General features: G+C 61.9%; 10 protein-coding genes. 2 read left to right on the plus strand and 8 right to left on the minus strand.

The features are described 5' to 3' along the window. Positions 1–21: 21 nt before the first annotated feature. From J2Y86_RS16305 to J2Y86_RS16320, 4 genes are all read right to left on the minus strand, one after another. A complete protein-coding gene (locus tag J2Y86_RS16305) occupies positions 22–1,746 on the minus strand; it encodes a putative 2-aminoethylphosphonate ABC transporter permease subunit (protein WP_253433361.1) in 1,725 nt (574 codons plus the stop codon). After that, on the minus strand, positions 1,746–2,822 hold the full coding sequence (locus J2Y86_RS16310; protein WP_253433365.1) for a putative 2-aminoethylphosphonate ABC transporter ATP-binding protein: 1,077 nt from the start codon (positions 2,820–2,822) through the stop codon (positions 1,746–1,748). Before J2Y86_RS16310 ends, J2Y86_RS16305 begins: the two co-directional genes overlap by 1 nt. Before the next feature lie 231 nt (positions 2,823–3,053). Beyond that, positions 3,054–3,917 (minus strand): LysR family transcriptional regulator, encoded by an 864-nt coding sequence (locus J2Y86_RS16315; protein WP_253433368.1) that lies wholly within the window; start codon positions 3,915–3,917, stop codon positions 3,054–3,056. 16 nt (positions 3,918–3,933) lie between these two features. Continuing rightward, positions 3,934–6,231 (minus strand): heavy metal translocating P-type ATPase, encoded by a 2,298-nt coding sequence (locus J2Y86_RS16320; RefSeq protein ID WP_253433372.1) that lies wholly within the window; start codon positions 6,229–6,231, stop codon positions 3,934–3,936. 84 nt (positions 6,232–6,315) lie between these two features. Between J2Y86_RS16320 and cadR the strand changes: the two genes are divergently transcribed. Then, positions 6,316–6,765 (plus strand): Cd(II)/Pb(II)-responsive transcriptional regulator, encoded by a 450-nt coding sequence (cadR, locus tag J2Y86_RS16325; RefSeq protein ID WP_090466519.1) that lies wholly within the window; start codon positions 6,316–6,318, stop codon positions 6,763–6,765. Positions 6,766–6,889: 124 nt separating this feature from the next. Here cadR and J2Y86_RS16330 read toward each other — a convergent pair whose 3' ends face one another. The 3 genes from J2Y86_RS16330 to J2Y86_RS16340 all read right to left on the minus strand — a co-directional run bounded on the left by J2Y86_RS16330 (position 6,890) and on the right by J2Y86_RS16340 (position 9,584). Beyond that, positions 6,890–7,861, minus strand: coding sequence for a thymidylate synthase (locus J2Y86_RS16330; protein ID WP_253433376.1), 972 nt, complete (start codon positions 7,859–7,861; stop codon positions 6,890–6,892). Positions 7,862–7,911: 50 nt separating this feature from the next. Next, a complete protein-coding gene (gene lgt, locus J2Y86_RS16335; protein WP_253433379.1) occupies positions 7,912–8,718 on the minus strand; it encodes a prolipoprotein diacylglyceryl transferase in 807 nt (268 codons plus the stop codon). Positions 8,719–8,801: 83 nt separating this feature from the next. Next, positions 8,802–9,584, minus strand: coding sequence for a sulfite exporter TauE/SafE family protein (locus J2Y86_RS16340; protein ID WP_253433382.1), 783 nt, complete (start codon positions 9,582–9,584; stop codon positions 8,802–8,804). Positions 9,585–9,708: 124 nt separating this feature from the next. Between J2Y86_RS16340 and J2Y86_RS16345 the strand changes: the two genes are divergently transcribed. Then, positions 9,709–10,455, plus strand: coding sequence for an NRDE family protein (locus J2Y86_RS16345; RefSeq protein ID WP_253433386.1), 747 nt, complete (start codon positions 9,709–9,711; stop codon positions 10,453–10,455). A 124-nt stretch (positions 10,456–10,579) separates the two neighbouring features. Here the strand turns inward: J2Y86_RS16345 and ptsP are convergent, their stop codons facing one another. Further along, positions 10,580–12,859 carry a phosphoenolpyruvate--protein phosphotransferase gene (gene ptsP / locus J2Y86_RS16350; protein ID WP_253433389.1) on the minus strand — a complete coding sequence of 760 codons (2,280 nt, stop codon included), beginning with the start codon at positions 12,857–12,859 and terminating at the stop codon, positions 10,580–10,582. Between the last annotated feature and the right edge of the window lie 11 nt (positions 12,860–12,870).

Genomic DNA, 12,870 nt, shown 5'->3' on the forward strand with positions numbered 1-12,870 from the left:
TGTTTGAGTTGAGGGTGTGAATCAGTTGCCAGGCGCGGTCTGCCGCCAGGCTTGTGAGCGACGCAGCAAACCGCGCGAAGCCCAGGCCAGCAGCAGGGACACGCCCGCCGAAGTGAACAGAATCAGGGTCGACATCGCCGCCGCGCCGCCGACGTTGCCGGCGTCGTCCATGTTCAGCACCGCCACCGCAGCGAGGATGGTGTCGGGGCTGTAGAGGAAGATCGCTGCCGAGACGGTGGTCATCGCCGAGACGAACAGGTAGCGCACGATGTCCAGCAGCGCCGGCAGGCAGATCGGCACGGTGACCCGCAGGTAATGCCGATACAGCGGCGCCTTGAGCGACAGCGCGGCGGCTTCGAACTCGGCGTCGAGTTGACGCAACGCAGTGGTCGCGGTCATTTGCGCGGTGGTCAAATAGTGAGCAATGGTGCAGACCACAAGCAGGGTCATGGTCCCGTAGAGCACGTGCAACGGGTTGTCGGTGAGGTTGAAGAAGAAAACATAACCCAGGCCGAGCACCAGACCCGGCACCGCCATCGGTACGAAACTGAGCATGCGCAATGTCAGATTCAGTCCGCGCTGGCCCTTGGTTTTTTCCATCAGGTAGGCGCCGGTGAAGATCAACACGCTACCGATCAACGCCGTGCACAACGCCATCTTCACGCTGTTGCCGTAGGCCAGCCAGCCGCCGCCCGCCGTGTCATTGAACTGGTAATGGTTGAGCGACAGCGACAGGTTGTACGGCCAGAACTTCACCAGCGACGAGAACACCGCCATGCCGAACACCAGCAACAACACCGCGCAGATCAGCAGCACGATCGCGAGGTAACAGCCGTCGCGCAGCTTCGACGGCGCCGGTTGAAACACTTGCGCCCGCCCGCTCATGGAATCGCCGTGACGCCGACGCAACCAGGCATCGACCGCGAAACTGAACAGCGCCGGCAGCAACAGAACCATGCCGATCAACGCACCGCGACCGAACTGTTGCTGGCCGACCACGGCTTTGTAGGCTTCCAGCGCCAGCACCTGATAATCGCCGCCAACCACCACGGGCACACCGAAGTCGGTGATGGTCAGGGTGAAGACGAGGCAGAATGCTGCGAACACCGCCTGACACGTCGCCGGCCAGGTGATGCTGCGGAAGGCTTTGGCCGGACTGGCGCCCATGCTGGAAGCGGCGTCGAACAGTCGCGCATCCGCCAGGGACAGGGCTGACAGCAGAATCATCAAGGCGTGTGGGAAGGTGTAGATGACCTCACCCAGAACGATGCCCCAGAACCCGTAGATATTGTCCGAGAGCAAACCACGCAACATGCCTTGGTTGCCGAACAGGTAAACCAGTGCAATCCCCGGCAACATCGAAGGCGCCATCAATGGCAACAGCGACAGGCCACGCCAGAGGCCTTTGCCCGGTATCAACGTGCGTTGCAACGCGTAGGCGAACAGGTAGGCCAGCGGCACGACGATCGCCGCCACGCTGAGAGAAACTTTCAGGCTGTTGCCGAGCAACCAGTGGAAATTCGCACTGGTGACCAATTCCCGCGCAGCCACCAAACCACCGCCCTGCCCGGCCTCCGAACTGAAGCCACGCCAGAAGATCGCCAGCAACGGCATCAACACTGCGATGCCAAGCAACACCAGCAAAAGGACTTTGCCGCCGACCACGAACACCCGGTCGCCGATCTCGGCGCGGGAGGCCTGCCGAACCTGCTTGTGCGGTATCGGCAGCGCGATGTTCGCGCTCATCAGGCAAACACCTGCAGGCTGCGCGGCGGCAAGGCGACCATGATTTGCTGGGCGCCAAGACGCGGCATGGCTTCCGGGGCCAGTTCCGCCAGCAGCGCGTGACCCGGCAGTTGATCGAGTTCGAAGCTCATGCGGCAACGGTTGCCGAGGAAGGTGATTTCGCGGACCTTGGCCGGGAACAGGTTTTCTTCGTGCACCAGCGGGTTGACGTTGATCGCCTCGGGGCGACAGAACAACCGGCCCGACGCGGTTTTTGCGCTGCCGTCCGCCAGGCGCAGGCTCATCCCGCCGACCTGGGCGTGGCTGTCGCTGCTGCGGTGGAACGGCAACCAGTTGCCTTGCCCGACAAACTCCGCCACGAACGGCGTGGCCGGACGATCGTAGATTTCCTGCGGCGTGGCGTACTGCTCGACCTTGCCGTTGTTCATCACGGCGATGCGGTCGGCCATCAGCATGGCTTCGTCCTGATTGTGCGTGACCATCAGGGTGGTGATGCCGAGGCTGCGTTGAAGTTGGCGCAGTTCGGTGCACAAGTGCTCGCGGACCCTGGCGTCGAGGGCCGACATCGGTTCGTCCAGCAACAACAAGGACGGCGCCGGCGCCAGGGCGCGGGCCAGTGCGACACGTTGCTGCTGACCGCCGGACAATTGGCCGGGGTACTTTTTCTCACTGCCGATCAGGCCGACCAGCTCCAGCATCTGACCGACGCGCTTGCGCACTTCATCGCGACCGCTGCCGCCGAGGCCGTAGGCAATGTTCGCTTCGACGGTGAGATTGGGGAACAGCGCGTAGGACTGAAACAGAATGCCGTAGTCCCGAGCCTGCGGTGCCAGGTGGGAAACGTCGCGATCACCGAGGTACAACTCGCCGCTGTCCTGTTTCTCCAAACCGGCGATGCAACGCAGCAAGGTGGTTTTGCCACACCCCGACGGGCCCAGCAGACACACCAGTTCACCGGCCGCGACGTCGAGGGAAACGTTATCCAGTGCGGTGAAGGCGCCGAAGCGCTTCTGCACGCCGCGCACCCTCATCGGGGCGCCGGGGTTGGTCAGGGCAGTTGCGATCGAGTGGTTCATGGACAGGCCTCATCAAGCAGATGAGGGCCATCCTAGGGATGCAATGCGTCCGTCATGTGGCAATGAGGCAAAAACGGCTGATAGTGGTATTCGGGGATTTGGGTTGAGCCTTCAGGCAGGTCGTGTCTGGACTGACGCCTTCGCGGGCAAGCCTCGCTCCTACAAGGGAATGCGATCAACTTGTAGGAGCGAGGCTTGCCCGCGAAGAGGCCAGCACAGGCAATACAAGTCTCAGGCCGGGGCCATTTCCTGCGCCAACCCGAGAAACGCCGCCGGCAACCGCGCGCCCTTGCGCTCCTTCAGGCAATACAGATACTCCGGAATCTGCGGCGCATTTTCGATGGTCAACACGCGCAGTTGCGGATCATGCGGTACTTCCTGCCGGGCAATGATGCTGATCCCGATGTTGCGCAGCACCGCCTCACGGATCGATTCACGGCTACCAATCTCCAGCAACGGCCCGAAACTCACCCCGGCGCCGGCCAGCAACTCCTCGGTCAACCGCCGAGTGGTCGAACCCGACTCGCGCATCAACAAGGTATGCCCGGCCAACGCGCTGAGCGGCACATGATCGTGCACCGCCAACGGATGATGACGATGCACCGCCAGCACCAGCGGATCGCTGCCGAGCACCCGGCGAATCAGCCGCGCGTCGTCGAGCAGTTGCGAGGAAGCGGCGACATCGACCCGGTAATCCTCCAAGGCTTCCAGCACCTGCTGCGAGTTGCCGATTTCCACCGACACTTCCACTTGCGGCAAGCGCTCACGGAAAGTCTTCACCAGATCGAGGATGTAATACGGCGCGGTGGCGGCGATGCGCAGCGTGCCCTGGACCTGGCCACTGTTGCGCAGGAAAAACTCGATGTCAGCTTCCTGCTGCAACAGCGCCTTGACCATCGGCAGCAACCGCGCGCCTTCATCGCTGACGCTGAGGCGGCGGCCGCCACGGTAGAACAGTTCAACCGAGTACTGGCTTTCCAGATTGCGGATCTGCGTCGTCACCGTGGGCTGGCTCAGGCCGAGCTTTTTCGCCGCCAGGGTAATGCTGCCCAAACGGGCCACCATGTAAAACGCCTTCAGCTCGGCACTCAGCACACCCGCTCCTCATCGATTATTTGCGCAACAGGCGCAAACCGTTGAACACCACCAACAGGCTCACGCCCATGTCGGCGAACACCGCCATCCACATGGTGGCGATCCCGGCGAAGGTTACCCCAAGAAAGATAGCCTTGATGACCAAAGCGAGGGCGATGTTCTGTTTGAGGATGCTCGACGTCTGGCGCGACAGGCGAATGAACGCGGGGATCTTGCGCAGATCGTCGTCCATCAGGGCGACATCGGCGGTTTCGATGGCGGTATCGGTACCGGCCGCAGCCATCGCAAAACCGATTTCTGCCCGGGCCAGCGCCGGGGCATCGTTGATGCCGTCGCCCACCATGCCGACCTGATGGCCCTGTGCATAAAGGGCTTCGATGGCTTGCAGTTTATCGGTCGGCAGCAGATCGCCCTTGGCTTCGTCGATGCCGACTTGCGCAGCAATCGCCTGGGCGGTGTGGACATTGTCGCCAGTGAGCATCAGGGTTTTGATCCCCAGATCGTGCAACTGCTGGATCGCCTCGCGGCTGGATTCCTTGACCGTATCGGCCACGGCGAACAGCGCCAGCGGGCCGGATTTGTCGAGCAGCAGCACCACGGACTTGCCCTGTTTCTCCAGCGCGAACAGCTTTTCTTCCAGCGCCGGCGAACACAGGTTCAGCTCTTCCACCAGACGATGGTTGCCCAAGTGGTAGGTCTGACCGTTGATATCGCCGCGAACACCGCGACCGGCCAGCGCTTCGAAATTATCCACAATCAGCGGCGCGTATTGTTTATCCACAGCCGCGTTGGCGATGGCCAGCGACACCGGGTGGTCCGAGCGTCCGGCCAACGCCGCCGCAATGGCCGGTGCCGAGGCATCGGCCGCGGGATCAAGCGACAGATAATCCGTCTGCACCGGCTTGCCGTGAGTGATCGTGCCGGTCTTGTCCAGCGCCAGATAGTCGAGTTTGTAACCCCCTTCCAGATACACGCCGCCCTTGACCAGAATCCCTTTTCGCGCCGCCGCGGCGAGGCCGCTGACGATGGTCACCGGAGTGGAAATCACCAATGCGCAAGGGCATGCGACCACCAGCAGCACCAGCGCGCGGTAGATCCAGTCAAACCAGACTGCGCCCATGAACAGCGGCGGAATCACCGCCACCGCGAGGGCGAAGATGAACACGGCGGGCGTGTAGATTTTCGAAAACTGGTCAACAAAGCGCTGGGTCGGCGCCCGCGCGCCTTGAGCCTGTTCGACGGCATGGATGATCCGCGCCAGGGTCGAATTGTTGGCGGCGGCGGTCACTGAATATTCCAGGGATCCGGCCTGGTTGATGGTGCCGGCGAACACCTTGTCGCCGATGGTTTTCTCAACCGGCAGGCTTTCGCCGGTGATCGGTGCCTGATCGATGGTCGAACTGCCCGACACGACTTCACCGTCCAGGCCAATTCGCTCGCCGGGCCGCACCCGCACTCGGGCGCCCAGCTCGATGGATTTCACGTCTTGCAAAATCCAGCTGCCGTCGGCCTGCTGAACCGTGGCCTGTTCGGGGGTCATCTGCATCAAACCGCTGATGGCGTTACGTGCGCGGTCCAGGGACTTGGCTTCGATCAACTCGGCCACGGTGAACAGGAACATCACCATCGCCGCTTCCGGCCACTGCCCGATCAGGATCGCACCGGTCACCGCGATGCTCATCAATGCGTTGATGTTCAGGTTGAGGTTTTTCAGGGCGATCCAGCCCTTCTTGTAAGTGCCGAGACCGCCGCTGAGGATCGAGATCAACGCGATGATCGCCACCACCCAAGTGGGCGCCGCGTTGGTGAAGTGAATCACTTCGGCGGCCAGCGCGGTCACGCCGGACAGCGCCAATGGCCACCACGGTTTTTTCTCGGGCGCGGGAGCTGGCGCTTCGACGCCCTGCTCCAGCGGCTCGGCCAGCATGCCGAGGGACTTGATCGCGTCGATGATCGGCGCGGTGCTCGGCAGGTCATGAGTGACGCCCAGCACGCGATTGATCAGGTTGAATTCCAGTTGCTGCACACCCGCGAGCTTGCCGAGTTTGTTCTGGATCAGCGTCTGCTCGGTCGGGCAGTCCATCGCGTCGATGCGAAAACTGCTCAACCGCGCGTTGGCGGTTGGCGCTTCACTGAGCATGATCAGCGACGGCGCCGCCGTTTTCGAAGAACAGCAGGAATCCCCGTGGCCGCCATGGTCATGCTTCTGCACAGGCTGCAGCTTGTGGCTGTGATCGTGATCGTGATCGTGATCGTGATCGTGATCGTGATCGTGATCAGCCTCGGGTTTGTGGGTGTGCAGGGAATCGCTCATTGCGTTCATCCATAAAGGTGCCTGTTGCCAAGTAAAGACCCTGTAGCCACTATAGGGTCAAGCACCTATCTGGAGATTGCCGTCATGAAGATCGGAGAACTGGCGAAACTCACCGACTGCGCGGTGGAAACCATCCGCTATTACGAGCGCGAAAACCTCCTGCCGGAGCCGGCCCGCAGCGACGGCAACTACCGCGTCTACACCCAGGCCCACGCCGAACGCCTGACGTTCATCCGCAACTGCCGCACCCTCGACATGACGCTCGAGGAAATCCGCAGCCTGCTGGCCTTGCGCGACAGTCCGCAGGATCAATGCGAGAGCGTGAATGCGCTGATCGATGAACACATCCATCACGTCAAGGCACGGATCGACGGGCTGTTGGCGTTACAGGCGCAACTGCTCGACCTGCGCCAACGTTGTGGCGAAGGGCCGGATATTGATCAGTGCGGGATTTTGCAGCGGCTGGAAGTCAGTGGCGGGGTTGTGGCGACGGAGGTGGAACACTCCCATGTCGGGAGAAGCCACGGTCACTAAACCACCGAAAATCAAATGCGGGAGCGGGCTTGCTCGCGAAAGCGGTATCCCAGTCGACATTATCGCTGACTGACACGACGCCTTCGCGAGCAAGCCCGCTCCCACATTTGGTCGGTGTTAAGTTTTAGACCGCCATCGGCGCGGTCATTGGCGCGTGGTGCTGATAACCCTCAAGCGAAAAATCGCTCGGTTCGATCAACTCCAGCCACTCCGGCTGATAAACACCGGTCTTGGCAAACTCCGGCACACGCTCGCTGATCACCAGTTTCGGCATCGGGAACGGCTCGCGCTTGAGCTGTTCGTTCAGCATGTCCAAGTGGTTTTCGTAGACGTGGGCATCACCGATGAAATAGGTGAACCAGCGCGGCGTGTAGCCGGTCAGTCGCCCGATCAGGCTCAGCAGCGCGGCGCCTTCGGTGAGGTTGAACGGCGTGCCCAGGCCCAGGTCGTTGGAGCGGATGTAGAGCGTCAGAGAAATCTCTTTGGTCTCGACATTCGGGTGGAACTGATACAGCAGGTGGCACGGCGGCAGCGCCATTTCATCGAGCTGCGCAACGTTCCAGCCGTGGAACAGGATGCGACGGCTGCCCGGGTCCTTGATGATGGTGTCGACGCACTGGCGAATCTGGTCGATCGCCTTGTACAACACCACGTACGCCTGGCCGTCTTCTTCGCCTTCAGCGATCTGACGGTAGCCTTGGCTCAAGGTCTGCTCGATGGCCGCTTTATTGCTGACCGGGATCTGCTTGTACGCCGGCCATTTGCGCCATTGCACACCATAGATCTCGCCGAGGTCGTCCTCGCCCTGACGGAACGGGTTGGCCAGCCACTGCGCGTTTTCGTTGGCGTTCTGGTCCCAGACCTTGCAGCCCAACGCACGGAATTCGGCGGCGTTGTTAACGCCACGCAGAAAACCGCACATCTCGCCGATGGCCGATTTGAAGGCCATCTTGCGCGTGGTGATCGCCGGGAAACCTTCTTTCAGGTCATACCGCAGCATCGCGCCGGGAAAACTGATGGTGTTCACACCAGTGCGGTTGGCTTGCTTGGTGCCGTTCTTGATGACGTGGGCGACCAGTTCGAGATATTGCTTCATGAGTTACCTGTGTCCTTGAACCCGGGGCCAAAAAGCCCCGGGGTCCGAATTTATACTGCCGCCGCTGGAGTCGCCGGGGCGCGGTGATACGCCAGCCAGATCAGGAACAGCCCGCCGACGATCATCGGCACGCAGAGCACCTGGCCCATGGTCAGCCAGTTCCAGGCCAGATAGCCCAGTTGCGCATCCGGGACGCGGACGAATTCGACGATGAAACGGAAGATGCCATAGAACAGCGCGAACATCCCCGACACCGCCATGGTCGGCCGCGGCTTGCGCGAGTACAACCAGAGGATCAGGAACAGCGCCACGCCTTCGAGGGCGAACTGATACAGCTGCGAGGGGTGACGCGCCAGTTGCGCCGGGTCGGTCGGGAAGACCATCGCCCACGGCACGTCGGTCGCCTTGCCCCACAATTCGGCATTGATGAAGTTGCCGATACGCCCGGCGCCCAGGCCGATCGGCACCATCGGTGCAACGAAGTCCATCAGCTGGAAAAACGACTTGTTGTTCTTCTTGCCGAACCACAACGCCGCCAGCATCACGCCGATGAAGCCGCCGTGGAACGACATGCCGCCCTTCCACACTTCGAAAATCAGCGTCGGATTGGCCAGGTAAGCACTCAGATCGTAAAACAGCACATAGCCCAGGCGGCCGCCGACAATAACGCCCATCGACATCCAGAAGACCATGTCGGAGAGTTTCTCTTTGCTCCAGGTCGGGTCGAAACGGTTGAGCCGGCGCGACGCCAGCAGCCACGCACCGCCGATGCCGATCAGGTACATCAGGCCGTACCAGTGGATTTTCAGCGGACCGATGGCCAGGGCCACCGGGTCGATCTGCGGGTAAGGCAGCATTGCGACTCCTCGTTAGAGTTGAAACCTTCAAAATTCCCGGGCGACGCTGCCACCTCAGGATTAAGCCAGGATTGTGCGGTGCGTCAGATCAGAAAACTCAGACCCACGCAGAACAGCAAAGCGGCGAACAGTCTTTTCAGCAACTTCGGCGACAGCCTGTGGGCCAGTCGTGCACCGAGGCGGGCGAAAACCATGCTGGTCAGGGCAATCCCCAGCAGCGCCGGTAGATAAATGAAACCGAGACTATGGGCCGGCAGCAACGGATCGTGCCAGCCCAGAATCATGAAACTCAATGCGCTGGCCAGCGCGATCGGCAAACCGCAGGCCGACGAAGTCGCCACCGCTTGCTGCATCGGCACACTGCGCCAGGTCAGGAACGGCACGGTCAGCGAGCCGCCGCCAATCCCGAAAATCGCCGAGGCCCAGCCAATCACAGTGCCGGCCAGGGTCAGACCGACTTTCCCCGGCACCGTTCGGCTGGCCTTGGGTTTGACGTCCAGCATAAGTTGCACGGCGATGATCAGGGCGAACACGCCGATGATTTTCTGCAGGTTCGGGCCGGAGATCGCTTCGGCGGTCAACGCGCCGAAACCGGCACCCAGCAGAATACCGACGGTCATCCAGGCAAAAATCGGCCAACGCACGGCGCCGCGGCGATGGTGCTCGCGCACCGCATTGACCGAGGTGAAGATGATCGTCGCCAGGGAAGTGCCGACCGCCAGGTGCGTCAGGATCGATGCATCGAACCCCTGCAGGGTGAAACTGAACACCAGCACCGGAACGATGATGATCCCGCCGCCCACGCCGAACAGCCCGGCCAGCACGCCTGCACAGGCGCCCAGCGCCAGATAGAGCAGAAATTCCATGGCCGTATCCCCAAATAAGTGCGGCATGGTAACGGATGCAGGGGCTCGGGCTCCACTGTGCAAGGCGATGGATTGACAAGCGACGACTGCGTAGAGTGGGCAAAAAACACACAAGGACCACCTTATGTGCCTGATTGTCTTTGCCTGGCGCCCGGGTCACACCCAACCGCTGATCGTGGCGGCCAACCGCGACGAATTCTATGCCCGGCCCAGCCTGCCCCTGGCGCAGTGGCCCGAAGCACCGCAGGTCTACGCCGGTCGCGACCTGGAGGCCGGCGGCACCTGGCTCGGTGTCGGCGCCAACGGGCGCTTCGCGGCGCTGACCAATATCCGTGATCCTCATCAACCGCCCGCCCGAAAATCTCGTGGCGAACTGGTTGCACGATTTCTCAATGGCGAAATGCCGATTGATGACTACTTGGGCGACGTTGTCGGACGTTCGCTGGAATATGCCGGGTTTAACCTGCTGATCGGCAATGCCAATGAGCTTTGGCATTACAACGCGCGGGCGACTGAGGCGGTGATGCTGCAGCCGGGTGTCTATGGATTGTCGAATGCGGGACTGGACACGCCGTGGCCGAAGTTGCTGAAGGCGCGGGCGGCGCTGGAGACGGCTCTGGAGGATCCGCAGCCTGAGGCGTTACTGGCGTTGTTGAGTGATGCGCAGACGGCTCCGTTTGCAGAACTGCCGGATACCGGGGTGGGTCTGGCGACCGAGACATTGTTGTCGAGTGTGTTTATCGCCAGCCAGAGTTACGGGACGCGGGCGAGTACGGCGTTGATTGTTCAGGCTGACGGGACTCGGCATCTGGTTGAACGGAGTTTCGGGCCGTATGGCGGGCATTTGGGGGAAGTGGCAATTCTGATTTAGGCGACGCCTGGGCGGACGCTATCGCGGGCAAGTCCGCTCCCACAGGGTCCGTGGTGTTCACAAAATCTGTGTTCACTGGAGATCCTGTAGGAGCGGGCTTGCCCGCGATGGGCGCGCCGCAGATTCAGAGAGGTTTGATCGCCGCCGGATTGATCATCCGCGCCAACCCAAGGTTCTTCAGCGCCAACTGCAGCGAACTGTGGATCACTTGCGGGTTGTCGATGGTCATCAACTCCGCGAGCAATTCCTTGGCCTTGCTCAGGTTGATCTGCCGCAGCATCCACTTCACCTTCGGCAAGTTGGTGGCGTTCATCGACAGACTGTCGAAGCCCATCGCCATCAACAGCACCGCCGCCGCCGGGTCACCGGCCATTTCGCCGCAGATGCTCACCGGTTTGCCTTCGGCATGAGCGTCACGCACCACGCTTTGAAGGGCTTGCAGCACCGCCGGGTGCAGGTAGTCATAGAGGTCGGCTACCCGCGGGTTGTTCCGGTCCACCGCCAGCAGGTACTGGGTCAGGTCGTTGGAGCCGACCGACAGGAAATCCACTTGCCGAGCCAGTTCCTTGGTCTGATACACCGCCGCCGGAATCTCGATCATCACGCCGATCGGCGGCATAGGCACGTCGCAGCCTTCATCGCGGACTTCACCCCAGGCCCGGTGAATCAGGTGCAGGGCTTCTTCGAGTTCATGGGTGCCGGAGATCATCGGCAACAGAATCCGCAGGTTGTTCAGGCCTTCGCTGGCCTTGAGCATCGCGCGGGTCTGCACCAGGAAGATTTCCGGGTGGTCGAGGGTGACGCGAATGCCGCGCCAGCCGAGGAACGGGTTGTCTTCCTTGATCGGGAAGTACGACAGCGACTTGTCACCGCCGATGTCCAGGCTGCGCATGGTCACCGGTTGCGGGTGGAACGCGGCGAGTTGCTCGCGGTAGATCGCCAGCTGCTCCTTTTCGCTCGGGAACCTCTGGTTGATCATGAACGGCACTTCGGTACGGTACAGACCGACACCCTCGGCGCCACGCTTCTGCGCCCGCGCCACGTCCGCCAGCAGGCCGGTGTTGACCCACAGCGGCATGCGGTGGCCATCGACGGTCACGCACGGCAAGTCGCGCAACGCATCCAGCCCGAGTGCCAGTTGTTTCTCTTCCTCGACCACTTCGGCGAACTGCTTGCGCAGCACGTCACTCGGGTTGGTGTAGACCTCGCCGTGATAGCCGTCGACGATCATCTGGATGCCGTCGACCTTGGAATACGGCAGGTCGACCAGGCCCATCACCGTCGGGATGCCCATGGCACGCGCGAGGATCGCCACGTGGGAGTTGCCGGAACCGAGCACCGACACCAGACCCGCCAGCTTGCCTTCCGGCACCTCGCCGAGCATTGCCGGCGTCAGTTCTTCGCTGATCAGAATGGTGTTGTCGGGGTAGACCAGGGTCTGCTGACGCTCTTCCTGCAAGTAGGCAAGCAGGCGGCGGCCGAGGTCCTTGACGTCCGAGGCGCGCTCACGCAGGTAGGCGTCGTCCATCAGTTCGAAACGGTTGACGTGATCGGTGACCACCTGGCGCAGCGCGCCCTGGGCCCACTGACCGGTCTTGATCACGGTGGTCACTTCGTTGCCCAGCGCGGCGTCGTCGAGCATCATCAGATACACGTCGAACAAGGCCCGCTCTTCGGGGCGCAACTGCGTGGCCAGTTTGGCCGACAACGCACGCATGTCGGCGCGCACGCCTTCGATGGCGGTCTTGAACAGCCCGAGTTCGGCCTCGATGTCGGTGATGGTCTTGTCCGGCACCACGTCCAGATCGGCCGGGGGCAACATGACCACCGCCGTACCGACCGCCGCACCCGGCGAGCCCGGCACGCCGATGAACTTGGCTTCCTGGATGCCCTTGCCCTGACGGCCCAGGCCCCGGATCGAACCGGTAGCCTCGGCGTGGGCAATAACGCCGGCGAGCTGCGCGCTCATGGTCACGAGGAAGGCTTCTTCACCTTCGTCGAACTGACGACGTTCTTTTTGCTGGATGACCAACACGCCGACGACGCGGCGATGGTGAATGATCGGTGCCCCGAGGAATGAGGCGTAGCGCTCTTCACCGGTCTCGGCGAAGTAGCGGTAGCGCGGGTGATCCGCGGCGTTTTCGAGGTTCAGGGGTTCTTCACGCGTGCCGACCAGGCCGACCAGACCTTCGTTGGGTGCCATGCTGACTTTGCCGATCGAGCGCTTGTTCAAGCCCTCGGTCGCCATCAGCACGAAGCGGTTGGTCTCGGGGTCAAGCAGGTAGACCGAGCAGACCTGGCTGCCCATGGCCTCTTTGACGCGCAACACAATAATCCCCAACGCCGCCTTGAGATCCTTGGCGGAGTTAACTTCCTGGACGATCTTGCGCAGCGTATTGAGCATGGCTCGGGGTC

The sequence above is a fragment of the Pseudomonas migulae genome (assembly GCF_024169315.1).
Lineage (GTDB): Bacteria > Pseudomonadota > Gammaproteobacteria > Pseudomonadales > Pseudomonadaceae > Aquipseudomonas > Aquipseudomonas migulae_B.

Coding starts and splice junctions, on each gene's coding strand:
- J2Y86_RS16305 (WP_253433361.1), bottom strand. CDS start 1,746: ATGAGCGCGAACATCGCGCTGCCGATACCGCACAAGCAGGTTCGGCAG.
- J2Y86_RS16310 (WP_253433365.1), bottom strand. CDS start 2,822: ATGAACCACTCGATCGCAACTGCCCTGACCAACCCCGGCGCCCCGATG.
- J2Y86_RS16320 (WP_253433372.1), bottom strand. CDS start 6,231: ATGAGCGATTCCCTGCACACCCACAAACCCGAGGCTGATCACGATCAC.
- cadR (WP_090466519.1), top strand. CDS start 6,316: ATGAAGATCGGAGAACTGGCGAAACTCACCGACTGCGCGGTGGAAACC.
- J2Y86_RS16330 (WP_253433376.1), bottom strand. CDS start 7,861: ATGAAGCAATATCTCGAACTGGTCGCCCACGTCATCAAGAACGGCACC.
- lgt (WP_253433379.1), bottom strand. CDS start 8,718: ATGCTGCCTTACCCGCAGATCGACCCGGTGGCCCTGGCCATCGGTCCG.
- J2Y86_RS16340 (WP_253433382.1), bottom strand. CDS start 9,584: ATGGAATTTCTGCTCTATCTGGCGCTGGGCGCCTGTGCAGGCGTGCTG.
- J2Y86_RS16345 (WP_253433386.1), top strand. CDS start 9,709: ATGTGCCTGATTGTCTTTGCCTGGCGCCCGGGTCACACCCAACCGCTG.
- ptsP (WP_253433389.1), bottom strand. CDS start 12,859: ATGCTCAATACGCTGCGCAAGATCGTCCAGGAAGTTAACTCCGCCAAG.